This window comes from Streptococcus gingivalis (assembly GCF_035544715.1).
Classification (GTDB): Bacteria; Bacillota; Bacilli; order Lactobacillales; family Streptococcaceae; genus Streptococcus; species Streptococcus gingivalis.
On record NZ_JAYKTO010000001.1, the window covers coordinates 255,327 to 279,853 of the forward strand.

The 24,527-nt window shown below is 42.9% G+C and carries 26 protein-coding genes; 20 read left to right on the forward strand and 6 right to left on the reverse strand.

The window, feature by feature from the left end:
• Positions 1-21 precede the first annotated feature (21 nt).
• The 6 genes from SM122_RS01185 (at position 22) to ldcB (ending at position 5,679) form a co-directional block, all read left to right on the forward strand.
• Positions 22-606 (forward strand): uracil-DNA glycosylase family protein, encoded by a 585-nt coding sequence (locus tag SM122_RS01185; protein ID WP_045759544.1) that lies wholly within the window; start codon positions 22-24, stop codon positions 604-606.
• A 12-nt stretch (positions 607-618) separates the two neighbouring features.
• Positions 619-1,110 (forward strand): prolyl-tRNA synthetase associated domain-containing protein, encoded by a 492-nt coding sequence (locus SM122_RS01190; RefSeq protein ID WP_045759543.1) that lies wholly within the window; start codon positions 619-621, stop codon positions 1,108-1,110.
• 20 nt (positions 1,111-1,130) lie between these two features.
• Positions 1,131-1,415 (forward strand): rhodanese-like domain-containing protein, encoded by a 285-nt coding sequence (locus SM122_RS01195; RefSeq protein ID WP_070449063.1) that lies wholly within the window; start codon positions 1,131-1,133, stop codon positions 1,413-1,415.
• Between the two features lie 393 nt (positions 1,416-1,808).
• The gene (locus SM122_RS01200; protein ID WP_155172031.1) at positions 1,809-3,035 is read left to right on the forward strand and encodes a DUF6574 domain-containing protein; all 1,227 of its coding nucleotides are present in this window, start codon (positions 1,809-1,811) and stop codon (positions 3,033-3,035) included.
• A gap of 66 nt (positions 3,036-3,101) precedes the next feature.
• Complete coding sequence (locus SM122_RS01205) at positions 3,102-4,889, forward strand: TcaA second domain-containing protein (RefSeq protein ID WP_176745944.1); 1,788 nt, start codon at positions 3,102-3,104, stop codon at positions 4,887-4,889.
• Positions 4,890-4,899: 10 nt separating this feature from the next.
• On the forward strand, positions 4,900-5,679 hold the full coding sequence (gene ldcB / locus SM122_RS01210) for an LD-carboxypeptidase LdcB/DacB (RefSeq protein WP_003007645.1): 780 nt from the start codon (positions 4,900-4,902) through the stop codon (positions 5,677-5,679).
• Positions 5,680-5,991: 312 nt separating this feature from the next.
• On the opposite strand, the gene SM122_RS01215 is transcribed toward ldcB, so the two are convergent.
• From SM122_RS01215 to coaA, 3 genes are all read right to left on the reverse strand, one after another.
• Positions 5,992-6,501 carry a DNA topology modulation protein gene (locus SM122_RS01215; protein WP_324737728.1) on the reverse strand — a complete coding sequence of 170 codons (510 nt, stop codon included), beginning with the start codon at positions 6,499-6,501 and terminating at the stop codon, positions 5,992-5,994.
• Positions 6,502-6,567: 66 nt separating this feature from the next.
• Positions 6,568-6,816, reverse strand: a complete 249-nt coding sequence (gene rpsT, locus SM122_RS01220; protein WP_003007640.1) for a 30S ribosomal protein S20 — start codon at positions 6,814-6,816, stop codon at positions 6,568-6,570.
• A gap of 96 nt (positions 6,817-6,912) precedes the next feature.
• Positions 6,913-7,833 carry a type I pantothenate kinase gene (gene coaA, locus SM122_RS01225; protein WP_003007638.1) on the reverse strand — a complete coding sequence of 307 codons (921 nt, stop codon included), beginning with the start codon at positions 7,831-7,833 and terminating at the stop codon, positions 6,913-6,915.
• Positions 7,834-7,923: 90 nt separating this feature from the next.
• Between coaA and SM122_RS01230 the strand changes: the two genes are divergently transcribed.
• From SM122_RS01230 to SM122_RS01295, 14 genes are all read left to right on the forward strand, one after another.
• Entirely contained in the window at positions 7,924-8,517 is a 594-nt protein-coding gene (locus SM122_RS01230) for a class I SAM-dependent methyltransferase (RefSeq protein ID WP_037615364.1), read from the forward strand.
• Positions 8,514-9,791 (forward strand): pyrimidine-nucleoside phosphorylase, encoded by a 1,278-nt coding sequence (locus tag SM122_RS01235; RefSeq protein ID WP_061590810.1) that lies wholly within the window; start codon positions 8,514-8,516, stop codon positions 9,789-9,791. The genes SM122_RS01230 and SM122_RS01235 overlap by 4 nt, the downstream gene beginning before the upstream one ends.
• A 17-nt stretch (positions 9,792-9,808) precedes the next feature.
• Entirely contained in the window at positions 9,809-10,471 is a 663-nt protein-coding gene (gene deoC / locus SM122_RS01240) for a deoxyribose-phosphate aldolase (RefSeq protein ID WP_324737729.1), read from the forward strand.
• On the forward strand, positions 10,458-10,847 hold the full coding sequence (locus SM122_RS01245) for a cytidine deaminase (RefSeq protein WP_195326812.1): 390 nt from the start codon (positions 10,458-10,460) through the stop codon (positions 10,845-10,847). The genes deoC and SM122_RS01245 overlap by 14 nt, the downstream gene beginning before the upstream one ends.
• Before the next feature lie 75 nt (positions 10,848-10,922).
• On the forward strand, positions 10,923-11,984 hold the full coding sequence (locus tag SM122_RS01250) for a BMP family lipoprotein (protein ID WP_031573707.1): 1,062 nt from the start codon (positions 10,923-10,925) through the stop codon (positions 11,982-11,984).
• Positions 11,985-12,111: 127 nt separating this feature from the next.
• Positions 12,112-13,647, forward strand: a complete 1,536-nt coding sequence (locus tag SM122_RS01255; RefSeq protein ID WP_195326813.1) for an ABC transporter ATP-binding protein — start codon at positions 12,112-12,114, stop codon at positions 13,645-13,647.
• Positions 13,640-14,701: an ABC transporter permease gene (locus tag SM122_RS01260; RefSeq protein WP_003007621.1), complete on the forward strand. Its 1,062-nt coding sequence runs from the start codon at positions 13,640-13,642 to the stop codon at positions 14,699-14,701. The genes SM122_RS01255 and SM122_RS01260 overlap by 8 nt, the downstream gene beginning before the upstream one ends.
• Positions 14,701-15,657, forward strand: a complete 957-nt coding sequence (locus tag SM122_RS01265) for an ABC transporter permease (protein ID WP_021153355.1) — start codon at positions 14,701-14,703, stop codon at positions 15,655-15,657. Before SM122_RS01260 ends, SM122_RS01265 begins: the two co-directional genes overlap by 1 nt.
• 275 nt (positions 15,658-15,932) lie before the next feature.
• Positions 15,933-16,535: a hypothetical protein gene (locus SM122_RS01270; protein ID WP_155169649.1), complete on the forward strand. Its 603-nt coding sequence runs from the start codon at positions 15,933-15,935 to the stop codon at positions 16,533-16,535.
• Between the two features lie 21 nt (positions 16,536-16,556).
• Positions 16,557-17,192 carry a copper homeostasis protein CutC gene (locus tag SM122_RS01275; RefSeq protein WP_155169651.1) on the forward strand — a complete coding sequence of 212 codons (636 nt, stop codon included), beginning with the start codon at positions 16,557-16,559 and terminating at the stop codon, positions 17,190-17,192.
• Between the two features lie 103 nt (positions 17,193-17,295).
• On the forward strand, positions 17,296-17,961 hold the full coding sequence (locus tag SM122_RS01280) for an MmcQ/YjbR family DNA-binding protein (RefSeq protein ID WP_155169653.1): 666 nt from the start codon (positions 17,296-17,298) through the stop codon (positions 17,959-17,961).
• Between the two features lies 1 nt (position 17,962).
• Complete coding sequence (locus SM122_RS01285; RefSeq protein WP_324737730.1) at positions 17,963-19,717, forward strand: ABC transporter ATP-binding protein; 1,755 nt, start codon at positions 17,963-17,965, stop codon at positions 19,715-19,717.
• The gene (locus SM122_RS01290; protein WP_195326816.1) at positions 19,704-21,458 is read left to right on the forward strand and encodes an ABC transporter ATP-binding protein; all 1,755 of its coding nucleotides are present in this window, start codon (positions 19,704-19,706) and stop codon (positions 21,456-21,458) included. The genes SM122_RS01285 and SM122_RS01290 overlap by 14 nt, the downstream gene beginning before the upstream one ends.
• Before the next feature lie 247 nt (positions 21,459-21,705).
• Entirely contained in the window at positions 21,706-21,954 is a 249-nt protein-coding gene (locus SM122_RS01295; protein WP_070665327.1) for a hypothetical protein, read from the forward strand.
• A 33-nt stretch (positions 21,955-21,987) separates the two neighbouring features.
• Here SM122_RS01295 and SM122_RS01300 read toward each other — a convergent pair whose 3' ends face one another.
• The 3 genes from SM122_RS01300 to SM122_RS01310 form a co-directional block, all read right to left on the reverse strand.
• Positions 21,988-23,277, reverse strand: a complete 1,290-nt coding sequence (locus tag SM122_RS01300; RefSeq protein ID WP_155169661.1) for an aminotransferase-like domain-containing protein — start codon at positions 23,275-23,277, stop codon at positions 21,988-21,990.
• A gap of 63 nt (positions 23,278-23,340) precedes the next feature.
• The gene (gene trhA, locus SM122_RS01305) at positions 23,341-23,988 is read right to left on the reverse strand and encodes a PAQR family membrane homeostasis protein TrhA (RefSeq protein WP_003011253.1); all 648 of its coding nucleotides are present in this window, start codon (positions 23,986-23,988) and stop codon (positions 23,341-23,343) included.
• A complete protein-coding gene (locus SM122_RS01310) occupies positions 23,963-24,463 on the reverse strand; it encodes a DUF1836 domain-containing protein (RefSeq protein WP_070675587.1) in 501 nt (166 codons plus the stop codon). Before SM122_RS01310 ends, trhA begins: the two co-directional genes overlap by 26 nt.
• Positions 24,464-24,527: the final 64 nt, after the last annotated feature.

Consider the following 24,527-nt stretch of genomic DNA (forward strand, 5'->3'; position numbering starts at 1 on the left):
TTTTCCATAGAAGGAGGACTTATGTCAACGATTGAAAGCATTAAACAAGCCATTATGGCAGATCCTCAAAATAAAGAATATACAGAGAAAGGGATAGAGCCCCTCTTTGCAGCCCCAAAGACAGCTCGTATCAATATTATCGGACAAGCTCCAGGGATGAAGACGGAAGAAGCTGGTATTTACTGGAAGGATAAGAGTGGTGACCGCCTGCGCGAATGGTTAGGAGTTGACGAAGACACCTTTTATAATTCTGGTTTGTTTGCGGTCATCCCCATGGACTTTTATTTCCCAGGGCATGGGAAATCTGGTGACCTTCCACCTCGCAAAGGATTTGCGGAAAAGTGGCACCCTCAACTTCTCAAGGAGTGTCCGGATATTGAGTTAACCCTCTTAATTGGACAATATGCCCAAGCATACTACCTTCATGAAAAGGTTAGTGGCAAGGTAACCGAACGGGTTCACCATTTTAAAGATTATTTGCCAACCTATTTTCCACTCGTTCACCCTTCCCCTCGCAATCAAATCTGGATGGCTAAAAATCCTTGGTTTGAGGCAGAGGTGGTTCCAGAATTGCAAACCTTAGTACAAGAGATCATTCAAAAATAAAGGAGAGCGACGATGGATCCTTATCAACAAGTTAAAGAGAAATTAGACGAGTTAGGCATTTCATTTGACGTGGTGGAACACCCACCTGCATTCACAACTGAGCAGGCCGATTCTTACATTGAAGGCTTAGAAGCTGTTCGGACCAAGTCCATGTTTTTGACCAATAAGAAGAAAACCCAATTCTATCTGCTCATCATGGACGACCAGAAACCATTGGATATGGAGGATTTCAAAGAGCAAGTGGAAGCCAACCGGATCCGCATGGCTTCAGCAGATTCTTTAGCTGAAAAAATGCAATTACCGGCAGGTACGGTTTCTCCATTTGGTTTATTGAACAATGGAGAAAAAGATATTCGAGTCTATTTCGATAAAGACATTGTGTCAGAGGAGATCATGACTTTCCATCCCAATACCAATGAAAAGACGATCTTTATTAAAACCCAAGACTTGTTACGATTTTTAGAGGCTGTTGGCTTTCATTATGAAATTCTAACCCTCCCATAACATACCTGATAGGAGAAATCATGAAAGAAATTCCATTTTCAAGCTTTTACCAAGCTTATCAAAAAGGAGACTTACACGTTCTTGATGTACGCGAGCAGGAGGAATATGATGCCCTTCACTTAGACGGAGTTCGTCTTCTTCCCTTATCTGAGTTAGCAGATCGCTACCAGGAATTAGAGAAGGATCATCCCTATTATGTCATCTGCAAGTCTGGTCGACGATCAGCACGTGCTTGCCAATTTTTGGAAGAGCAAGGCTATGATGTGACCAACGTCCAAGGTGGCATGGATGCATTTGAATCCTAAGAAACGGGAGTGGGAAAGAACTCCTTAAAATAAAAAAAGTTGAAAAGGTTCCCCAAACCTTTTCAATCTTCCCACCTCCGCATAGCTTCAACAGTCTGGGAGACTGTTGAAGGTTGTGGATAAAGGAAACTTTGTTTCCCTCATTAGGTCATCTTTGGAGCTTAAAAGGCGAACAAAGATGCCAATCAACCACTGCGTCTTGCACTTATTCCTATCAAACATCAAAGGCTGGACAGTTTTTGCCCAGCCTCTTTTTCTTTACTAATTTCTAAAAATGAGTAGAATTTGTATGTTTTTCAAAAGATCTTGCAGGGATTTTCCAGTCTTTCATTGAAAATGGTTCAGAAATTTTGTATAATACCCTAGTATAAACAATAGTTAAGGAGATTCATTATGTCAAAACAAGATTGGCTGGATTATTTCGAAGCCGTAAATGGTCGTTCTGCTAGTGCAGAAGAAATTGCTCAAGCACTGGCTGCAGGAGAATTTCAAGAAGAAGTAGTGGTTCCAGAAACCCCACAAGCTCCAGAATTTGTCGCAGCACCAACTGCCCCTGTTGAAGAACCAGTAGCAGCTCCACAAGCCCCAGAGTTTGTTGCAGCGCCAACTGCCCCTGTGGAAGAACCAGTAGCAGCTCCACAAGCCCCAGAGTTTGTTGCAGCGCCAACTGCACCTGTTGAAGAACCAGTAGCAGCTCCACAAGCTCCAGAATTTGTCGCAGCGCCAGCAGCACCAGCAGCACCAACTGCCCCTGTTGAAGAACCAGTAGCAGCTCCACAAGCTCCAGAGTTTGTCGCAGCGCCAGCTGCTCCTGCAGAAGAACCAGTTGCAGCTCCAGTTCAAGAACCGGCTCCTCAAGTTGCTCCAGCGAATGGACCTGCTTTCCAACAAGCTCCACAGCAAGCCTACCAACAACCGACTCAAGCAGCTTATCAACAAGCTCCTTACCAAGGTCAACCAGGACAACCTTATCCTGCCCAACCAAGTCAATTTGGTGTAGCCGTTGGTGGTTACTGGAATTGGTTCCTTTCAGCTTTGAAACGTCCAACAGCTGTAGAAAATCCAAAAGCTCTTAACGGAATTTTACAGTATGTCTTGACTGCTTTTGTCTTGACCTTGGGCACTTTCTTCACAGCTAGTGGAGCTACAGGTGGTTATGGTGCAGATTTCCGTGCCTTTCTGATCATCTTGATCATGGCTTTTTTCAATATCTATACCTTCCAGGTAGCAGGTTTCTTTGTCCGTCGTGTCGTTCTTCAAGATAAAGAATATTCATACGGCCGTTCATTTGAAGAGTTTGGACGTTTGTCTGTTTACACCTTGCCTATTTCTCTATTTGCTTTCTTAGTTGGACTTGTAAAAGCTTATGAATTCTATGGATTCCTTAACTTCTTGATCTTCTTCTTGTATACAGTTGGAACCTTGTATGTAGTATACCAAGCCTTGAACAACACAAAATTTAAAGCAGATAAATTCATATTGCTTGTAGCATCCATTGCGATTTTAATTGTCTTTGCAGGACTTGTTGTTTACTTGGATCGTCAAATTTTGGAACAAGCTATTATGGGATCTATTCCAAATACTCCAAATTTTGGAGACTTGGGTAATTTTGGATACTAAACATATCACAAAAAGGAAGGTGGGAATACCCACTTTCCCTATTTTATAATGAGGGAGAAGAGATCCATGCAAAAGAAATGGGTTGAATTATTTGAAAAAGTGATCGGTCGCAAACCGTCACCAGAAGAGTTTATGGCTGGGAAAGCCTGTGGATTTGATTTGAAAAAAATTCAGTCTATCGCAGGAAATGTCCCAGCTGAGGAAGTCGCTCCTGTTGAGGAATCAGTGGTTGAACCAGTTGAAGAAGTGAAGAATGTCGATCCACTTCTAGCAGCTCGTCAGGCTTGGTTGCAACATTTTGAAGAAACCTATGGCCGCAAGCCAAGTGCGGAAGAATTTACCTTGGCTAAAAGTCAAAACTTTGAGTTTTTTGTAGGACCTGTGCCTGAATCAGAATTTGCGAACCCAGATTCAACTGAAGAAACACAGGAGTATGTCCCTCAACAGCCGACTCAAGAGTATGCGGCTCCACTTGCTACTGAGCAAACGCAGGTCTTTGAGGGATCAACCTTCACAGAGGCAAGTCCAGCTCAGAAAAAACCAAAGGCTCCTAAAACGAAGAGTGGGAAGAAACTTTCTAAGAAGAAAATTGGGATTATTTCTGCCCTTGCTGTTCTTGTAATCGCTTTGGTAGCAGCCTTCTTTTACTTCCAGTCTACAACACGTGTCGAAGTGACTGCAGATAAATTCATCAAGGCAGTAGATACAAAGGATTATCGTGAAGCAGCAGATCTGCTTTCAACCGAGAACGATAAATGGACAAAGGATGAAGCCGAAAGCTTGATCACTAGCATGGAAGATCAAGGGGTCGATATCGGCACAGAGTTGAACAAGATCATTGATAATGGTGGAGAAGGCAGCTATACGGATAAATCTGGAAACAAGATCTTTGGTTTGGAAAAAGCGGACAAGAAATTTGGAATCTTCCAAGAATACCGTGTGGCCAGCTATCCAGTGCAAGTCAAGGTCAAGACCAATTTGGACCAAGCCAAACTCAAAGTGGCTGCCAATAAAACCGTGACCTTGAAGAAAGATGCAGTGACAGACCTTGGTTCTTTCCATTACAATACAAAAGAAATGGAATTGACTGCTAAAACTGAAGTCGGAAATGTCACTTCTAAGATCCATCTCAATCCTAAAAAAGCAACTAAGAACAACTTAGAATTGCAGTTGAATTCTGAAAAACGCAATTTAGAAGTTGAGTTCCCAGATGAAGTTGAAAACCCAACAGATGTGAAGGTTGTGGTTAACGGAAAAGAAGTCGGAACCAGCACGACCTTTGAAGTAGATAGCATCCCTTATCAAGAAATTGAAGTACATGCCGTCTTCAATATGAATGGGGAAACCTACACAACTGAAAAGGCTAAGGTGACGATTGAAGAGGGTGAAAACGATCCGATCGAACTCAAACTAGCCAAAGATACCTTAAAACGCATCAAGAGTGCTCAAGATGCTAAGAAAGCGCAAGCAGCCAAAGAAGAACAAAATCGAACCTTGGCAGAAGAGTTCTTGAAAGAGTACCGCGACGCTGTCTTTAGCTCAGTTTCAAATCGAAATAACACTTACTCTAAATACTATGACACACAAAGTCAAGCCTACAAAGACATGGTTGAATTCACAACGGGTGATGGTGTTCGAAAGGCTAAAATTGACTACTATACTCCAGGAGCTTTGGATATTCAAAGTGTCACTGAAGAAAACGGTGTGGTGACCATCAAGACTTATGAAGACTTTACCGTGCATTATACAGATAGCCATCCAGATTCACAAAACCGCAAGTACAAGACCTACACCTTGAAAAAAGTAGGTGCAAGTTATGTGATTACGGATATTGTCGTAACAAAAGAATCATAGGAGATTCCTCATGAAAGCAAGATTTTCCAAATTAACTTTGGTGACAGTTGCCTTGTTAACCCTGACAGCTTGCTCCCAATCTCAATCCACTAGTTCTAAATCTTCTGCAAAAGAAGAAAGCAAACAAACGCAAACCAAGTCTTCCAAAGAAACGTCTTCTGCAAAGGATACGTCAAAAGAAACTGGCAAAGAAGAGTCGTCAAAAGCTGGTAAGTCAGATGTGAAAGTGGACTCTGGTGTGAGCTATAATGGTTCTTACTATAGTGTCAAAGGGAAATATGGTGAGGTCATGATCGCCAACAAACATTATCCCTTGTCGCCTGACTTTAACCCAGGTGAAGATCCTGAAGCTGTTTCAGCCCTTCATGAATTGATCGCAGCCATGCAGGCAGAAGGTTATCCGATCAGTGACCAATATAGTGGTTTTCGTAGCTACGACACCCAAGTTGGCCTCTATCAAAACTATGTCAATCAAGATGGTCAGGAAGCCGCCGATCGTTATTCTGCAAGACCGGGTTATAGTGAACATCAGACAGGTTTGACCTTTGATTTGATCGATACCAGTGGTAATCTGGTGACGGAACCTGGACCAAGTAAGTGGTTGCTCAAGAATGCTGCTAAATATGGCTTTGTGGTTCGCTACCAAGAAGGAAAAGAAAAAGTGACAGGCTACATGCCAGAGAGCTGGCATCTCCGCTATATCGGAAAAGAAGCACAAGATATCGCTGACTCAGGTTTGAGTCTGGAAGAATACTATGGCTTCACCGGTGGCGATTACGTTGATAAATAAAAAAGGTTGGGATTGACATCCCAACCTCAGATTGAAGACAAAGTCATATAAAAAACTTTCCTTAGGTGAGTACGGACGTCAGCGAACTTCTACGAAGTTCCATGACTAATTATTGAGCCTAAGGTCTCAATAATTCCGAGTGCCTGAATCGTTATTGTTTCAGGCACTTTACTCACAGCGGAAAGTCTTGGTATTTTCTTGATTCATCTAAAAAATTGAACTCAATTTTATTTCTTATCAGAATCGCTTAATTTATTTTACTTTAAAATAGTTTGTCTACATTTTAAGGTTGGGATAGATATCCCAACCTTTTTATTGTATGTTTTTTAGAAACTCATCCAGCTCTTTTTGATTCTTGAGAGAGAGAAATTTGTCTGGATAGTTTTGGCCGATAGTCTGATAGCGTGTGACCTGTCTAGCTTGGCGACCGTCCCAAAGGATCCAACGGATGAATTCCCAGTCAAATCGTTCAGGGCAGCCAGCTGCCATACTCTCACGGACCCGACCTTTATAACGGCGGTATCGTTTCCACCCTCTATAGAGGCAGTTCCAACAAGAGAAGTTGAGAAAGATAATCTGGTCGGCTTGCTCCATTCTCTCCTCATAGCAGCACCAAGAGTAATTGCCATCAATGACCCAGTCTTTATGATCGCTGAGAAACTGTCTCATCTCACCTTCCATCGTATCCCGGTCACTGTCTATCCAGCCCGGTTGAAATTGAAGGGTATCCATGTGGAGCTTGGGAATGGAGTAGTAGCGAGCTAAGTTTTCAGCCAAGGTGGATTTACCTGATCCAGAATAGCCGATAATAACAATTTTCATAAGCACCTCTCAAAAAATTAGGCACAAAAAAAGCTCCGGAGAGCTTGATTTTTATGCTGTTCTTGATTAACCAAGTTTCGCTGCAAGACGTGCTTTATCACGGCTAGCTTTGTTCTTGTGGATCAAACCTTTAGTTTCTGCTTTATCGATAGCTGAGCTAGCAGCGCGGTAAAGTTCTTCAGATGGGTTTGCTTCAAAAGCTTTGATTGCAGTACGCATAGCTGATTTTTGAGCTGAGTTTTTTTCGTTTTGTTTAACGTTCAATTCAGCGCGTTTGATAGCTGATTTAATGTTTGCCAAGTTATTCACCTCCATTGATAATCTAACTATCTCATTATATATGAAAAGTTAAGATTTGACAAGCCTAAAATAGCTTTTCCTTAAAAAAGTACCGTTAAAAGGCCATTTTCTCTAGCGTTTGAGATAAATTTCGTCGATTTCATGGTTGGTTGCTTTATGGAGAATCAGATCAGCTCGGTTTCTGGTTGGTTGGATGTAATGTTGCAAGTTGACTAAATTAATGGATTCCCAGACCTGATGGGCCATGCTTAAAACTTCTTCTAGGGGTTGCTCTGTAAATCGATAGTAGTAGTTATTGGGATCATTCTGAGCTAATGCAAGGAGTTTTTGGAAGCGATCGATATACCAAGATTCGATATCATCAACTGCGGCATCCACATAGATCGAAAAATCAAAGAAATCGGTCATATAGAGACTGTCATTTTGCGGATTTTGAAAGACATTGATCCCTTCGACAATGACAAAATCAGCCGGTAAAATGGTTTGCTTCTCATCTGGGACAATATCGTATATTTCGTGGGAATAGACAGGGATTTCTACGCTCTTGTTGTTTTTGATTTGATTAAGAAAATCAAGGAGCAATTCCATATCATAGCTTTCTGGAAATCCTTTTCGATTGAGGATCTCTTGTTCTTTTAAGATAGCATTTGGATAGAGGAAGCCATCTGTTGTCACCAATTCTACTGTCGAGCCTTCGAAGGTTCGCGACAGCAGGATTTGAAGTAAACGGCTAGTGGTAGATTTTCCAACCGCAACGCTCCCTGAAACCCCAATGATAAAGGGTTGGCGTTCACTCGTTTTTTGAAGAAAAATACCTTTTGAGAAGGCCAAATCTTCTTTGGAACGCTTGTAGATTCCAATCAGGTTTGTCAAAGGCAGGTAGACGTCACGTACATCCTGGAGGTTGATGCGGTCGTTGAAACTTTTAATAGAATTGAGCTCTGTTTGAGAGAGAGGTGGGGTGGTTTTGCGGTGCAAATTTTGCCAGGTTTCCCGATTAATTTTTTCAAAATGTAGAAATTCTTTGTCCATATGTCACTCCTATTTTAGTCTTTAGTATACCAATTTTTAGAGGTCATGTAAACGATTTAAAAAAGGAGTGAATTATGATAAAATAACCTTATGAGTAAAATGTATTTCGATGTAAACCCAGATGCAGCCCATGATATTCATGATCTGGCTGTTGTTTTATTGGGGCAAAAGATGAATTTCTATACGGACGCCGGCGTCTTTAGTAAAAAAATGATTGACTATGGAAGCCAGGTGCTCTTATCAACCTTGGATTTTCAAGAAGGAGAAAGTGTCCTCGATGTAGGCTGTGGCTATGGTCCGATCGGCCTCTCTCTAGCTAAAGCCCAGGGAGTCGCAGTGACCATGGTCGATGTCAATGAGAGGGCGCTGGACTTGGCTAAGAAAAATGCCAGCCGAAATGGCGTGGAAGCACAGATCTTTTCTTCGGATGTCTATGAAGCAGTAGAAGGGGTCTTTGACCATGTGATCAGTAATCCGCCGATCCGAGCTGGTAAGAAAGTGGTTCACCAAGTGATCACTGGTAGTTTTGAACATTTGAAACCAGGTGGAGATTTGACCATTGTCATTCAGAAAAAACAAGGAGCTCCCAGCGCGAAAGCCAAGATGGAAGAGACGTTTGGCAATTGTGAGACAGTAAAAAAAGACAAAGGCTATTATATTTTAAGAAGTGAGAAAGAATCATGAGAGCAGTAGATATCATTCAGAAAAAAAGAGATGGTCTTGCCTTAAACAAGGAAGAAATTGAATGGCTGATTGAGGGATATGTGGCTGGAACAGTTCCGGATTACCAAATGTCAGCTTTTGCTATGGCTGTTTATTTTAAGGGGATGACGACAGAAGAAATCTCTCATATGACCATGAAGATGGTCCAAACGGGGCAACAGTTTGATCTGTCAGCTATTCCAGGGATCAAGGTGGACAAACATTCGACTGGTGGTGTCGGAGACAAGGTGACCTTGGTCTTGGTGCCTTTGGTTGCAAGTTTCGGAGTGCCGGTTGCCAAAATGAGCGGTCGTGGCTTAGGCCACACGGGTGGAACCATCGATAAGTTGGAATCCATTAAAGGTTTCCAGATTGAACGGACCCAAGAGGAATTTATCCAGCAGGTGCAGGAGATCGGCTTATCGGTCATTGGTCAATCCGACCAACTTGTAAAAGCAGACAAACTTTTGTATGCTCTGCGTGATGTGACAGCGACAGTGGATACCATTCCTTTGATTGCTAGCTCCGTTATGAGTAAGAAAATCGCTGCTGGAGCGGATGCTATTCTTTTGGACGTGACGGTAGGCGAGGGTGCCTTCATGAAGAATATTGAGGATGCTCGTCGCTTAGCACGTACCATGGTGGATCTTGGAAATGCAGTGGGTCGGAAAACCATCGCTGTCATTACAGATATGAGCCAACCATTGGGAACCAGTATTGGCAATCGTTTAGAGATTTTGGAAGCCCTGGATATTCTGAAAGGACAGGGGCGCGCTGAAGTCACTGAGTTTATTTGTGAATTAGCGCAAATCATGTTGAAATTGGCCAATGTAGATCAATCGATTGAAGCCATCCTTGAACACTTGACCAATGGTCAAGCTTTAGCGAAGTTTGAAGAAATGGTGGTGGCTCAAGGTGGAGACTTAGAAGATTTGCATCGTCCCGTTAAAGTGGATCAGGTCCTTGAAGTAACAGCGGACCAAGATGGCGTCATTGCTGCTTTACCTGCCATGGAGTTTGGTTTGTTTGCTATGCGCCTGGGTGCTGGTCGTGCTGTCAAATCGGATCCCCTCGATTATGAAACAGGGATTGTGTTTGACAAAAAAGTGGGAGAGCACGTCAAAAAAGGGGAACGCATTGCTCGCATTTTCATGAATGAAAAAAATTCACAAGAAAGAGTTACAGAATTCAAAAAAAATGTTAAAATACTAGAAAGGGCTGAAAGCGTTAAAGAAATTATTGAAATAATATCTTAAGCAGCTCAGGAGATTGTATGAAGTTAAATAAATATATCGATCACACTCTTTTAAAACCAGATGCGCAACAAGAACAGATCGAAAAGCTGATCGAAGAAGCCAAGGCTTATGATTTTGCGAGTGTCTGTGTGAACCCGACATGGGTGAATTTTGCGGCTGAGGGCTTGCGCGATTCAGACGTTAAAGTTTGTACCGTCATTGGTTTTCCTTTAGGAGCAAATACACCATTTGTCAAAGCGTGTGAAACAAAAAATGCGATTCAAAATGGTGCCGATGAGATTGACATGGTCATTAATATCGGGGCTCTTAAGTCTAAGAATTTAGCACTAGTTGAGGAAGATATCCAAGCGGTAGTCGAAGCGAGCGGTGATAAGCTGGTCAAAGTCATCATTGAGACTTGTCTCTTAACCGATGATGAAAAGATCGTTGCTTGTCAAATTGCTAAGTTAGCTGGCGCAGACTTTGTGAAGACTTCAACTGGCTTCTCAACTGGAGGAGCAACGGTAGAAGATGTGGCCTTAATGGGTCAAACTGTTGGACCCGACATGGGTGTTAAGGCTTCTGGTGGTGCTCGCTCTTATGAAGATGCTCTTGCTTTTATCGAAGCTGGTGCGACCCGTATTGGGACTTCTTCTGGTGTAGCCATCATGGAAGGAAAGGTGGCTCATGGCGACTACTGAGTTGATTGACTTAGCAGTTGAAGTGAGTAAACAAGCCTATGTGCCTTACTCTCATTTCCCAATTGGAGCTGTACTGCTAACGAAGGATGGAGAAATCTATACAGGTGTCAATATCGAAAATGCCAGTTTTGGGTTAACCAACTGTGGGGAACGGACAGCTATTTTTAAAGCAGTTTCTGAAGGAGCTCGTGAGTTCAAAGAGCTGATTGTCTATGGGCAAACAGAAAAGCCTGTCTCTCCGTGTGGTGCTTGTCGCCAGGTCATGGCTGAATTTTTTGAGCCTGATCTGCCTGTAACTTTGGTATCTAAAGATAAATCGACGGTCGTGATGACGGTCAAGGAATTACTTCCATATTCCTTTACAGATTTGACTTAGTTGGTCTGTGAGGCGGTCTTTTGACCCTTTCAATACTTCGCAACAATGTTGCACAATAATTTAGGAGGTTCAGTAATGAACAAGAAACAATGGCTAGGCCTTGGTCTAGTAACTGTCGCTGCTATCGGACTTGCAGCATGTGGAAATCGTGCGTCTAAAAAAGATAGCGCAAACTCAGAATCAAAAACTGATTTGAAAGCTGCTATTATTACCGATACTGGTGGTGTGGATGACAAATCATTCAACCAATCTGCTTGGGAAGGTTTGCAAGCTTGGGGTAAAGAAAACGGTCTTTCTAAAGGGAACGGATTCGACTACTTCCAATCAACAGATGAATCTCAATATGCGACAAACCTTGATGAAGCTGTTTCTAACGACTACAAATTGATCTTTGGTGTTGGTTTTGCCTTGAGCGACTCTGTTAAAAAAGCTGCAAAAGACAACCAAGATGTGAACTATGTCATCATCGATGACCGTATTGAAGGACAAAAGAACGTAGCATCTGCTGTTTATGCCGATAACGAAGCTGGTTACCTTGCTGGTATTGCTGCTGCAAAAACTACAAAAACTAAACAAGTTGGTTTTGTAGGTGGTATGGAAAGTGAAGTTATCACTCGGTTCCGCGCTGGATTTGAAGCTGGTGTTAAATCTGTTGACCCATCTATCAAAGTTCAAGTAGACTACGCTGGTTCATTCGGTGACTCTGCTAAAGGTAAAACAATTGCTGCTGCACAATATGCTGCAGGTGCAGACGTTATCTACCAAGTAGCTGGTGGTACTGGTGCAGGTGTCTTCTCTGAAGCTAAAGACTTGAACGAGAAGAAAAATGAAGACGAAAAAGTTTGGGTTCTTGGTGTTGACCGTGACCAAAAAGCTGAAGGTGAATACACTTCTAAAGATGGTAAAAAATCTAATTTTGTATTGGCTTCAAGCTTGAAGAAAGTCGGAGAATCTGTAAAAGACTTGGCTAAGAAAACTGCTGACGGTAAATTCCCTGGCGGTAAAGTGATTACTTATAGCTTGAAAGATGGTGGAGTTGATTTGACAACTGACAACCTTTCTGCAGATGCTAAAAAAGCTGTAGAAGATGCTAAAGCTAAAATCCTTGATGGGTCTCTTAAAGTTCCTGAAAAATAATATTTGATTGGAGCGGCCCTCCCTTTAAGGGCCGTTTCTTTTAAAGTGAGACATTTTTGTCTCAATAAAATCTGTTAGTCGCCTAGCAGATTTTATTGAAATAAAAAATTTTGAAAGGAAACACCCCATGACACATGAATATGTCATCGAAATGCGTGAGATTACCAAAAAATTTGGTGACTTTGTAGCAAATGACAAGATTAATCTTCAGTTGCGCAAAGGTGAAATCCATGCACTTCTTGGAGAAAATGGTGCAGGAAAATCTACCCTGATGAATATGCTGGCTGGTTTGTTGGAACCAACAAGCGGAGACATCGTGGTAAATGGAAAAACTGTTAACCTAGACTCACCTTCAAAAGCAGCCTCTTTAGGAATTGGAATGGTGCACCAACACTTTATGTTGGTTGAAGCCTTCACTGTTGCTGAAAATATTATCCTTGGGTCTGAAACCACTAAACATGGTATTTTGGATCTTAAGAAAGCCAGTCAAGATATCCTTGATTTGTCTAAAAAATATGGCTTAGCAGTGGATCCAAATGCTAAAGTTGAGGATATTTCCGTTGGTGCGCAGCAACGTGTGGAAATCTTAAAGACGCTTTATCGTGGAGCCGACATCCTAATCTTCGATGAACCAACTGCGGTGTTGACACCAGCTGAAATCGAAGAATTGATGACAATCATGAAGAACTTGGCGAATGAAGGAAAATCTATTATCTTGATTACGCACAAGTTGGATGAAATCCGTGCTGTTTCAGACCGCGTAACGGTTATTCGCCGTGGTAAATCGATTGAGACAGTCGAGATTGGTGGAGCTACTAACCAAGACTTGGCCGAAATGATGGTCGGTCGTTCAGTTTCCTTTAAAACGGAGAAAGGTCCTTCTCAACCAAAAGAAGTCGTCTTGTCGATCGAAAACTTGGTTGTAAACGAAAACCGGGGTGTCCCAGCTGTTAAGAATCTTTCACTGGAACTTCGTGCTGGTGAAATCGTTGGGATCGCAGGGATTGATGGAAATGGTCAGTCTGAGTTGATCCAAGCGATTACAGGACTACGGAAGGTGAAATCCGGTTCAATCAAGATTAAAGGCAAGGACGTTGTGGGTCTTCGTCCTCGTCAAATCACAGAAATGAAGGTAGGGCACGTCCCTGAAGACCGTCACCGTGATGGCTTAGTCCTTGACATGATGATCTCTGAAAACATTGCCCTTCAAACTTACTATAAAGAACCTCTTAGCAAGAATGGTATTTTGAATTATCCAAATATTACCTCTTATGCCAAGAAGTTGATGGAAGAGTTTGACGTTCGTGCAGCCAGTGAAGTGGTACCTGCTAAGGCTCTCTCTGGAGGGAACCAGCAAAAAGCCATTATCGCTCGGGAAATCGATCGCGATCCAGATCTCTTGATCGTTAGCCAGCCAACTCGTGGATTGGACGTTGGGGCGATTGAATATATCCACAAACGTTTGATTCAAGAACGGGATAATGGAAAAGCCGTTCTGGTTGTCAGCTTTGAATTAGATGAAATTTTGAATGTTTCTGACCGTATTGCGGTTATTCATGATGGGAAGATCCAAGGGATCGTAACCCCTGAAACAACGAATAAGCAAGAACTTGGAATCCTCATGGCAGGTGGACAAGTAAAGGAGGGAGCATCAAATGAATAAGAATTTAAAACAAATTGCCGTTCCATTGGTGTCTGTCCTTTTAGGATTGGTCTTGGGTGCCATTATTATGTGGGCCTTCAGCTATGATGCCCTTTGGGGATACGAATTGCTGTTTAAGAAAGCCTTTGGTTCGATTAAGAGTTGGGGAAACATTTCCCGTGCTATGGGGCCACTGATTTTAGTTGCTCTTGGGTTTTCAGTAGCCAGCCGGGCCGGCTTCTTTAACGTTGGACTTCCTGGTCAGGCTTTTGCAGGATGGATCATGGCGACTTGGTTTGCCCTTTCCTTCCCAAATATGCCTCGCTTACTAATGATTCCGATGACCGTTTTGATTGCGGCTATCGCAGGTGGATTTATTGGAGCGATTCCTGGTTTCCTTCGTGCCTATCTCGGAACCAGTGAGGTCATTATCACTATTATGATGAACTACATTGTTCTCTATGGTGGGAATGCCTTGATACATAGCTTCCCAGCTTCCTTAATGAAAAACAAGGACTCAACCATTGATGTGGGAGCCAACGCTGTCTACCAGACGGAGTGGTTGCGTAATTTGACGGACAAATCACAAATGAACATCGGGATCTTCTTTGCCATCATCGCAGTGGTGGTCATCTGGTTCTTGATGAAGAAAACAACACTTGGGTTTGAAATCCGTGCCGTTGGTCTCAATGCGAATGCGGCAGAATATGCTGGGATGTCTGCAAAACGGACCATTATCCTTTCTATGATCATTTCTGGTGCTCTTGCTGGTATCGGTGGGGTAGCAGAAGGTCTAGGTATTTACTCAAATGTCTACGTTCAAACCAGCTCAATGAGTGTTGGATTTAACGGAATGGCCGTTGCCCTTCTTGCGATGAATTCACCAATTGGTATTCCATTTGCTGCCTTCTTGTTTGGAGCACTTCAAATTGGGGGAGTTGGTATGAAGCCAGCTGCCATCCCTGAAGAAGTCGTTCAAATTGTGACAGCATCCATTATCTTCTTCGTATGTGCTCACTACATTATTGAAAAGATGATCTCGATGCGTTCAGCTAAAAAAGGAGGAGCAAACTAATGAGTATTGTAACGATTTTAAGTATTCTTGTTTCCTCTATGATTGTGTATGCGGCGCCGCTGATCTTCACAAGTATCGGAGGAGCATACTCAGAACACGCTGGGGTTGTTAACGTTGGTCTAGAAGGAATCATGGTTATGGGAGCCTTCTCAGGTATTATCTTTAACTTGACTTTTGAACCTGAGTTAGGAAGTTTGACACCATGGTTGTCCTTGATCGTTGCTGCAGGGATTGGAGTACTCTTCTCCTTGATTCACGCGGTGGCAACCATTCATTTCCGTGCTGACCATATCGTCTCAGGTACAGTATTGAACTTGATGGCACCTCCACTTGCGGTCTTCCTTGTTAAAGCGATGTATAACAAGGGACAAACTGATAATATCAAAGTTGCCTTCGGGAAAACGTCAATTCCAGTCTTATCTAAAATTCCGGTAATTGGGGATATTTTCTTCAACAATGCCAGCATCATTGGCTGGGTTGCGATTCTCTTTTCATTCTTTGCTTGGTTTATCATGTTCAAGACGAAATTTGGATTGCGTCTTCGTTCAGTTGGGGAACATCCACAAGCAGCAGATACATTGGGAATCAATGTATATAGAATGCGCTACTTAGGAGTGATGATCTCAGGTGCCCTTGCAGGAATCGGAGGAGCCATTTACGCTCAGTCAGTTTCTGTTAACTTCGCCGTGACGACTATTGTAGGTCCTGGATTTATCGCCCTTGCGGCTATGATTTTCGGGAAATGGAACCCAATCGGGGCCATGCTTGCTAGTCTCTTCTTTGGAGCTTCTCAAAGTTTGGCTGTTATCGGGAATCAATTGCCTTTGCTTAAAGGTATCCCATCCATCTACTTGCAAATTGCGCCTTACGTCTTGACCATGGTTGTCTTGGCAGCCTTCTTCGGACAAGCAGTTGCGCCAAAAGCAGATGGTGTTAACTACATTAAATCCAAATAATGCACAGAGAGAGGTTGGGACAAAAGTCCTAGCCTCTCAATTGTTTTTGGATTGTCGAGTAAGACGCAGTGGTTGAGTGGGCTCTACTACGCTGATTTTATCAGCTTTTACAGCCCTACTCAACTGTGCGGAGGTGGGACGACGAAATCGAATTCTAATGAATTACCGATTTCTGTCCCACGCTCTCTTTTGCTTTGTAAAGGCCCCTCTTAGTCGCAATTTCTTTAGATTTAGGGTACAATAAGAATACAACTTTTCACGTATTGGAGGAGCAGATGTTTAAGTGGATGAAACGCCTGATTGGCATGGTGATCGTTTTATTTATTTTATTAGTGATCTTGTTGGTCCCTGGATCTATTCCTGAAGGGGAGCAACTGAGAAATGTGCAGGCAGGGAGTTCTTTGATTGAGCTGGCTCAAAATGCTGTTTCAAATGCCTCTGTGAGCACTGAAGGACTCTCAACTGAGCTAAGTCTCAATTCAGTGCAATTGAGTCAGGTCGTAAAAACAAGTGCTGGTTCTGCCCTTGACAATTCTGACTACCAAAAGATAGCACTAGGAATGGATGGCAATGACCTTCACGTCAAAGTTCCTGTTTCCTTAGGGCCAGTTGATAGCTATTTAGATTTAACCATGACTGGCCAAGTAGAAAACAATGTCATGAATTTGACCGTGACCGGTGCTAAATTAGGGAAAATGCCCATTCCAAAATTCTTGGTTCTCAACTATTTGAAGGATCAATCCAATCAAAATGGAGGCGGCTTCACAGTGAATGGTGATCAAATCACCCTTGAGATTCCTCAAGCAGGCTATAGTATCTCAAAAGCGAGAGTGGAAAATGGCAATGCGAAGGTAACCGTTAGTATATCCTTGTTTTAAGTCTTTGTAATTGGAGTTGTCATGCTTGTCTTTGAATTTTGTGCAGAGAATTTAACTTATATTGATAAGGCGATTGCTGCTGGGGCAGGTCGCATTGAACTGTGCGATAACCTGGCAGTAGGAGGGACCACACCTAGTATAGGTGTGATCAATGAAGCAATCAAACTGACAAGAGAGAAGTCCGTGGATCTATGTGTCATTATCCGACCCCGAGGTGGCGATTTTGTCTATACTGATCTGGAAGTCGAAGCTATGCTGACGGATATTCGTGCTGCGAAAGAAATAGGGGTTACTTGTTTTGTGCTGGGTGCGCTGACGAGTGATCGAAAGTTGGACCAGAGGGTCATGCAGCTTTTACTAGCAGCCTGTGGAGAAGCAGAGGTTGTCTTTCATATGGCCTTTGATGGGTTAACTCACACAGATCAGCTAGAAGCGATTGAGTGGCTCTCTGATCAGGGTGTAGCCCGCATTTTAACACGAGCTGGAAGTCCAGGTGACCCACTAGAGCAACGTTTTGCACACTATCATCGTTTATTAGATGCGGCTAGAGGAAAGATACAGATCCTGCCAGGTGGGGGTGTGACACTTGATAATCGTCAGCTCTTTTTGGAGAAATTGGGTGTTTGTCAACTGCATGGCACGCGCATCGTGTTTTAAAAAAGAAACGCTCACTGCCTGAAGTAGTTTTGAAGATCCGTTATCAAGGTTGGAGACGTTGTTTCCAGCCTCTTCTAGTGCAAAAATGAATAAGGGAGAGAAAATGTTTTTAGAGCATTATTTTGACCGATACACCTTTCAGCCAGAAAAGGGATTGGCTTTTGGATTTGAAAAGAGAGAAGCAGGTTATGAGTACCAGTGCCCCGTCTTATCGGAAACTTTTCTCTTAAAAGTCAGAGTCTGCGACCAGAAGATTTCTTTTCAGGTCTATGATCAGGATACAGGGGACGAGTATATCCAGATCCATCTGGAACAGCTACAAGGAAATTTCGTCGGCCAAGTCAGGGAAGCCTGTCAGGAAAGTCTTGAAAGGATCCGGCAAGCTTGTTTTGAGGTAGAGAAATTTCTCTATCCTCAAGCCAAGCGTCTCATGGCCTATATCTCCCTGCACTATCAGGGAACGATTGAGTATTTGTGGGAGAGATCTCCGGAATCCGGTGCCATTCGCCACCGAGACACCCTCAAGTGGTATGGTGTCTTTATGACCATTGATTGGAAAAAACTGGATGCTGGCAAGTCTGGGAAAATAGAAGTTTTGAATGTCAAGTCTGATCAAGTAGCCCATTTCATCCAGCAGAAGGGGATTTATCCAGCTTTTCATATGAATAAAAAATATTGGGTGAGTATCCCCTTAGATGGAACAATTGCTGATGAGGACTTGTTTGCTCTAGTGGATAGTAGTTGGCACCTCACCAAAAAGGGGAAATAAGATGAATCTGTTGAGGAAATTATCTTGGTTTTTTAATTTAGAGAAGAAGCGATACTTGATCGGGATAGGGTCCTTGATCTTGGTTAGCTTTTTAAATCTCATTCCTCCAAGAATCATGGGACTTGTAATCGATTTGATCGATAAAAGAAGGCTGACACTGGGGCAGTTAGTTGTGGATATTGCCCTTTTGGTCCTCGCAGCTCTTGCCATGTATGGCCTTCGTTTTGTATGGAGACGCTATATTTTTGGAACGGCCAATAAGTTGGCTCGGATCTTGCGTTACCGTTTGTTTAAGCAATTTACGCTCATGTCTCCGTCTTTTTATCAGCGTTATCGGACAGGGGATCTCATGGCCCATGCTACTAATGATATCAATTCGGTAACCATGTTTGCTGGTGGTGGGGTTATGTCTGCTGTAGATGCTTCTGTGACAGCCTTGGTGACCCTAGTCAGCATGTTTTTCATGATTGATTGGCGCTTAACCCTCTTAGCTATTTTGCCTCTACCGGTTATGGTGGTAGTGACTTCCGCCATTGGACGCAAAAACCACAAAGCCTTCAAAGAGGCCCAAGAAGGTTTCTCAGAGCTGAACAACTTTGTCCAGGAATCCGTATCAGGGGTTAAGGTGACCAAATCCTTTGGCTTTCAGGCAGATGAGATTCAGGCTTTTGAAAAAACCAATCAAATGGTCTTTTCAAAAAATATGACTTCAGCCAGTTACAATGCTTTGTTTGATCCGACTACTCTTCTTTTTGTCGGTCTCTCCTATGTCTTGACGCTCTACTTCGGGGGGCTATTTGTTCAGGAAGGGAGCCTGACAGTTGGACAAATCGTAACCTTTATTACCTATCTCAATATGCTCGTCTGGCCCCTTCAAGCTATGGGCTTCTTGTTTAATATTAGTCAGCGGGCTAGCGTTTCCTATGATCGGATTGAGACACTTTTAGCAGAAACACCTGATATCCAAGATCCAAGTCAACCAGTCACAAACATTCAAAATGGCGATCTGGAATATGACATTGAAGAATTCGCCTATGTGAAAGAGCCTGTCCTTGAAAAGGTTGTCTTTCATTTAGAAAAAGGGCAAACCCTTGGAATTGTGGGTCCAACTGGATCTGGAAAGACCACCTTGTTGCGTCTCTTGCTTAGAGAGCATGACTTGGAGCAGGGAGATATCTTGCTAAATGGGATCTCCATCAAACATTATCGCTTAGAAGATCTTCGAAGCTTGATCGGCTACGTCCCTCAAGATCAGATTCTCTTCGCCATGACCATTCGCGAGAATGTCGCTTTTTCAGATCCACAGATCAAGGAAGAAGAGGTGATGAAGGCTCTGAGAACTTGTGGAGTCTATGAAGATATTCTGGCCATGCCAGACCAGATGGAGACAGTGCTGGGAGAGAGAGGGGTCTCTCTTTCTGGCGGACAAAAGCAACGGATTGCCATGAGTCGTGCTTTGGTCATGAATCCTGAGATCTTGATCTTGGATGATTCCCTGTCTGCAGTAGATGCTAAAACGGAGCACCAAATCATTGAAAATATGAAGCAGGAACGTAAGGGAAAAACAACGATCATTACAGCCCACCGCCTATCAGCGATCGTTCATGCGGATTTGATTCTGGTAATGGAGAATGGACAGATCAAGGAGCGAGGCAATCACGAGGAATTAATGGCTCAAAAAGGTTGGTACTATGAAACCTACCAAGCCCAACAATTATCAGAAGAAATGGAGGGAAAGCTGAATGAAAACATCTGAAGCTCATGTGATGAAGCGGCTCTTGACTTACATGTGGCGTTATAAATGGTTAACGGCCCTAGCCTTAGCCTTTACCTTCCTGACTAGTCTGTTACTGACGGCGATCCCTCTTGCAGCACGCTGGTATATTGACCACCTAGTGGATCCAACAGAAACCGGCTCTCCAGTACTGACAGCTTTTCAGTTTTTGATTCTCTACTATGGGTTATTCATTGGGCGCGTGCTAGCGACCTACCTGAGCCAGTTAACCTTTGCGCGTGTATCCAATTCTATCGTAAGAGACATTCGTCTAGATATTTTCCAAAATCTTCAAAGGCTGGGCATGTCCTTTTATGACCAGACAGCAGCAGGTTCGATTGTTTCGCGGGTGACCAATGATACACAGGCAGTCGCAGATATGTTTTCTACGGTCTTTTCAAGCCTGGTTTCATCCTTTTTACTTTTTCTAGTCACCCTGGTAACCATGTTTAGCTTGGACTGGCATTTGACCATTTGGATCCTGCCTTTTCTTCCCATCATTTGGTTTTCCATCCGTCTCTATCGCAAGTTATCCAATCGCTTGGTCAAGATGACCCGACAAAAATTATCAGATATCAATGTGAAATTATCGGAATCTATCGAAGGAATGCGGATCGTGCAGGCCTTTCGTCAAGAAAAGCGCTTGACGGATGAATTCGAACAGATTAATGGGGAACATTTGGATTACGCCAACAGATCTGTGGATGTCAATTTCCTCTTTTTGAGGCCAGCTATGACCCTGTTACAGGTCCTGGCTTATGCGGTTATTCTGACCTTTTTCGGCCTAAATTGGCAGTTTTCTGGCTTTACAGCCGGTCTTATCTATGCCTTTATCCAGTATGTTAGCCAGCTTTTCCAGCCTTTGATTGATGTCACCCAAAATTTTGCAACCTTGCAGACCTCGACCATTTCTGCAGGGCGTGTCTTTGAGATGATGGATCGAGACGACTATGAGCCTAAGCAAGCTGGTAGCCTGAAAGAAATTGAGCGGGGAGATATTCGTTTTGAGCATGTATCTTTTTCTTATGATGGCAAACGGGATGTCCTAAAAGATATCTCCTTTGAGGTCAAAAACGGACAAACCATCGCTTTTGTTGGTCATACTGGTTCTGGTAAATCCTCTATTATCAATCTCTTCATGCGCTTTTATGAATTTGATCGTGGCCGGATCTTGATTGATGGACAGGATATCAAGGACTATAGCCAGGAACCCTTGCGCAAGTCCATCGGTTTAGTGTTGCAAGAACCCTTCCTCTATCATGGAACCATTGCTTCTAATATCCGGATGTACCATGAAGAACTGACAGATGAGGAAATCCGAAAAGCAGCTGCATTTGTGGATGTGGCAGACTTTATCGAGGGTCTTCCTGGTGGTTATGCTCATCCAGTAACAGAGCGAGGGTCTACCTTATCAACTGGTCAGCGTCAGCTTCTGGCTTTTGCCCGGACCATTGCTGCCCAGCCTAAGATCCTCATTTTGGATGAGGCCACTGCCAATATCGACCAAGAGACGGAAGAGATGATCCAAAATTCTCTGAAGAAGATGCGCCAAGGGCGGACAACCATTGCCATTGCCCATCGTCTTTCTACCATCCAAGATGCCGATTGCATCTATGTTCTCGATAAAGGAAAAATCATCGAATCGGGCAATCACGACCAACTCATTGCTCTAGGAGGAACGTATAAGAAAATGTATGACCTCCAGGCCGGTATGATGAAATAAGGATAAACAAGGAGGCTGGGACAAAAGTCCTAGCCTCTCAATTATTTTTGGATTGTCGAGCAAGACGCAGTGGTTGAGTGGGCTCTACTACGCTGATTTCATCAGCTTTTACAGCCCTACTCAACTGTGCGGAGGTGGGACGACGAAATCGAATTCTAACGAATTACCGATTTCTGTCCCACTCTCTTGTTTTTCTTCTTTGAAAGCTGTAAAATAAAGAAAAGAACAGAAAAAGGGAGCATACACCATGTCAAACGATCTGATCCTGATGGGAGTTGTGATTGTCTTATTTGGACTCTATTTCACCCTTCAAGTTGAGCTTACTAAAGTCAGAAATCAATTCACTCACTATCTTCTAAAACCAGGTAGTATTTCCAAGGAACAAAGAGAGAAGTACCTCAAAGAACCAGAGATGGAAGCGATTCGCCTGATTCGCCTCGATTATCGGATCGGCCTTCAAAATGCCAAACTTATCTATGAGCAATTAAAGAAATAAGAAAGACCCTCGTATAATCTGTACGAGGGTTTCTCATTCAAAAAAAGTTGTAAGTTTTGGTAAAACGTTGGCCACATCTGCTGATTGGATCTTGGCGAGTTGATAAGGACAAGAAGTGATGTAGGCTGCTTCAAAGAAATCAAGCGGGAGTCCACTGTGTTTTAAGGCAGCGAGGGATTGAACTTGTCTGAGTTCTAGAAGGATCCCATCGTGGGTCAGGGTCAGATGAGGGAGAAGAGAAGACTGATCCATCAAGGTCTTTAGACTAGCTTCTTCCTCTTTTTTTCTGGCTAGGAGTCGCTTTTTATTGGTCAGATACATACCGTTATCAATGTAGAGACTCAAGGCCTTTTGCATGATCAGATTGCTATCATAGTCCAGAATCGTCTTATAGGTTAAGACCGGCTTTAGAAGGTCTTGGGGAAGGATCATGGAAGTGATGCGAAGAGCAGAAAAGAGATTGGTCGAAAAAGATTTGATGTAGATCACCCGGTTCTTTTGATCCAAATAATGAAAAGATGGAGCATTACTGCCATCAAGATCTCCCAAATAGTCGTCCTCAACAAGGTAGACATCATATTGGTCAGCTAGTTGCAAGATCGCTTCTTTTTGCTTGGTAGAATAGCTATGACCGAGCGGATAGTGAAAACGGGGGATCGTGTAGAAGAATTTGATATGGCCACTTTTGAAAATCTCTTCAAGTTCCTCGAGATCAATCCCCGTTAAATTACGTTGAATGGTACGGTAGGCAAGTTGCTGCGAATCTAAGAGTTGGTTCATCCGATGATAAGTCGGTTGCTCGATCAAGATCTGCGATCTTTTATTGGGAAAGTCAATCTGGCTGAGGATATTAAGCGCCTGCTGAGTACCAGCAGTCAAAACAATCTGATCAGCAGTCGTATAAATACCTTCCTCCTTTAATAAGCCTTGAATGGATTGGCGTACTTCTAGTAAGCCTGCTTGGTCCGAAAAGTTATTGAAGAGATAATTCTCCCGTCCAATCAAGGTTTCATTGATACAGGTCCGGAAGTCCTCGAAAGCCTGGTTGCGGTCTTTCTCTAATTTTAGTGGAAGATCCTCATGTCGATTAGGTTCTTGCTCCAAAACATAGTAGCCACTTTGAGGCTTAGCATAGAGGAAGTGCTGGTAAGTCAAGTCCAGCAAGGCTCGTTGCACCGTGTCCTTACTACAAGAAAATTGACTAGCTAACTGACGAACAGAAGGAATTTTCTGTCCGGTTTCGAGCTGGCCTTGTTGAATAGCTTTTTTTAAGAAATCGATAATTTGTTGGTATTTGCTCGTCTTCATCCTGACTGTCCCCATACAGTTTTTTTCTATTGTACAGAAAAAATCACAAAAAAACCACTCCGAAGAGTGGCGGCAGTATTACATAAAGTAAACAATGGCTAAATACTGAAGGGCAGAAGCGGCAAGGATGAAAAGGTGCCAAATCATATGGAAATATGGTTTTTTCTTGGCATAAAAGCCAGCTCCAACCGTGTAGCACAGACCGCCCATGAGCATGAGACCCCAGAAGATCGGATTGGTTTGGCTTACGATTTGGGGAATAATAAAGATAACCAACCAGCCCATGATCAAGTAAAGAGCGAGACTGAACTTTTCATTGACTTTTTTGGCAAAGATTTTGTAGAGAATACCAAAGATGGTGGTCCCCCATTGGATCAAGATAATGCTGTAGCCCATCCAGTTGTTCATCAAGGTGAGGACAACTGGTGTGTAACTACCTGCGATCGCAATGTAGATCATGGAATGGTCGATAATACGAAGCACATACTTTTGAGGTGAATCGTAAGACATAGCATGGTAGACGGTCGAAGACAGAAACATCAAAAATAGACTGATCACAAAGATAGAAGTCCCAAAAGCACTAAGCAGACCGTGTTGCTCAAAGCTATAGACTGCTGAGATCGGAAGTAAGATCAACATGAGGAGGGCGCCAACAGCGTGGGTTACGCTATTGGCGATCTCTTCTCCAAAGGATAATTTTTTACTTAGTTTCATGGTATAATTCATCAGTTTCTTCCTCCGTTTTTACTGGTTGAATATAAGATAGGGTTTCAAGATAAAGTTGAACTGTCTGACAGGCAGAGCGAATGATGGGAGCGATCGGCTCTTTTTGCTCATTGAGATAAGCGACAAAGCTATTATAGAGAAGATCTGAACTCGCCTGGTCCTGCAAGAAATTTAAGGTAGAAGCGATCTCCTGAATAGAAAAGACAGTTTTTAAGGTTGTAATAGCAATCAAGCGAGCTACCTGTCTACGCTGGTATTTCTTCTTATCTGGTTTTTCGACATAGCCATGTTTTACGTAATTGTTGATCATGGCAGCCGTCAAGCCCTTGTCTGAAGAAGAGAGAACAGGTGCACAGGTTTTATTGACATAAAGTAGGACCTGATCGAGATAGAGGTCTAGCTCAGGCAGTTGCTCCCACGTTGGATAGGAAAAAGTGGACACGAAATCTTCACCTTTCTTTAATCTAGTTTTCATAACTAGATAATAACATTAATAAAAACTCCTGTCAAGAAAATTTGAAAAATATGGTACAATAGAC

Coding starts and splice junctions, on each gene's coding strand:
- SM122_RS01185 (WP_045759544.1), top strand. CDS start 22: ATGTCAACGATTGAAAGCATTAAACAAGCCATTATGGCAGATCCTCAA.
- SM122_RS01190 (WP_045759543.1), top strand. CDS start 619: ATGGATCCTTATCAACAAGTTAAAGAGAAATTAGACGAGTTAGGCATT.
- SM122_RS01195 (WP_070449063.1), top strand. CDS start 1,131: ATGAAAGAAATTCCATTTTCAAGCTTTTACCAAGCTTATCAAAAAGGA.
- SM122_RS01200 (WP_155172031.1), top strand. CDS start 1,809: ATGTCAAAACAAGATTGGCTGGATTATTTCGAAGCCGTAAATGGTCGT.
- SM122_RS01205 (WP_176745944.1), top strand. CDS start 3,102: ATGCAAAAGAAATGGGTTGAATTATTTGAAAAAGTGATCGGTCGCAAA.
- ldcB (WP_003007645.1), top strand. CDS start 4,900: ATGAAAGCAAGATTTTCCAAATTAACTTTGGTGACAGTTGCCTTGTTA.
- SM122_RS01215 (WP_324737728.1), bottom strand. CDS start 6,501: ATGAAAATTGTTATTATCGGCTATTCTGGATCAGGTAAATCCACCTTG.
- rpsT (WP_003007640.1), bottom strand. CDS start 6,816: ATGGAGGTGAATAACTTGGCAAACATTAAATCAGCTATCAAACGCGCT.
- coaA (WP_003007638.1), bottom strand. CDS start 7,833: ATGGACAAAGAATTTCTACATTTTGAAAAAATTAATCGGGAAACCTGG.
- SM122_RS01230 (WP_037615364.1), top strand. CDS start 7,924: ATGAGTAAAATGTATTTCGATGTAAACCCAGATGCAGCCCATGATATT.
- SM122_RS01235 (WP_061590810.1), top strand. CDS start 8,514: ATGAGAGCAGTAGATATCATTCAGAAAAAAAGAGATGGTCTTGCCTTA.
- deoC (WP_324737729.1), top strand. CDS start 9,809: ATGAAGTTAAATAAATATATCGATCACACTCTTTTAAAACCAGATGCG.
- SM122_RS01245 (WP_195326812.1), top strand. CDS start 10,458: ATGGCGACTACTGAGTTGATTGACTTAGCAGTTGAAGTGAGTAAACAA.
- SM122_RS01250 (WP_031573707.1), top strand. CDS start 10,923: ATGAACAAGAAACAATGGCTAGGCCTTGGTCTAGTAACTGTCGCTGCT.
- SM122_RS01255 (WP_195326813.1), top strand. CDS start 12,112: ATGACACATGAATATGTCATCGAAATGCGTGAGATTACCAAAAAATTT.
- SM122_RS01260 (WP_003007621.1), top strand. CDS start 13,640: ATGAATAAGAATTTAAAACAAATTGCCGTTCCATTGGTGTCTGTCCTT.
- SM122_RS01265 (WP_021153355.1), top strand. CDS start 14,701: ATGAGTATTGTAACGATTTTAAGTATTCTTGTTTCCTCTATGATTGTG.
- SM122_RS01270 (WP_155169649.1), top strand. CDS start 15,933: ATGTTTAAGTGGATGAAACGCCTGATTGGCATGGTGATCGTTTTATTT.
- SM122_RS01275 (WP_155169651.1), top strand. CDS start 16,557: ATGCTTGTCTTTGAATTTTGTGCAGAGAATTTAACTTATATTGATAAG.
- SM122_RS01280 (WP_155169653.1), top strand. CDS start 17,296: ATGTTTTTAGAGCATTATTTTGACCGATACACCTTTCAGCCAGAAAAG.
- SM122_RS01285 (WP_324737730.1), top strand. CDS start 17,963: ATGAATCTGTTGAGGAAATTATCTTGGTTTTTTAATTTAGAGAAGAAG.
- SM122_RS01290 (WP_195326816.1), top strand. CDS start 19,704: ATGAAAACATCTGAAGCTCATGTGATGAAGCGGCTCTTGACTTACATG.
- SM122_RS01295 (WP_070665327.1), top strand. CDS start 21,706: ATGTCAAACGATCTGATCCTGATGGGAGTTGTGATTGTCTTATTTGGA.
- SM122_RS01300 (WP_155169661.1), bottom strand. CDS start 23,277: ATGGGGACAGTCAGGATGAAGACGAGCAAATACCAACAAATTATCGAT.
- trhA (WP_003011253.1), bottom strand. CDS start 23,988: ATGAATTATACCATGAAACTAAGTAAAAAATTATCCTTTGGAGAAGAG.
- SM122_RS01310 (WP_070675587.1), bottom strand. CDS start 24,463: ATGAAAACTAGATTAAAGAAAGGTGAAGATTTCGTGTCCACTTTTTCC.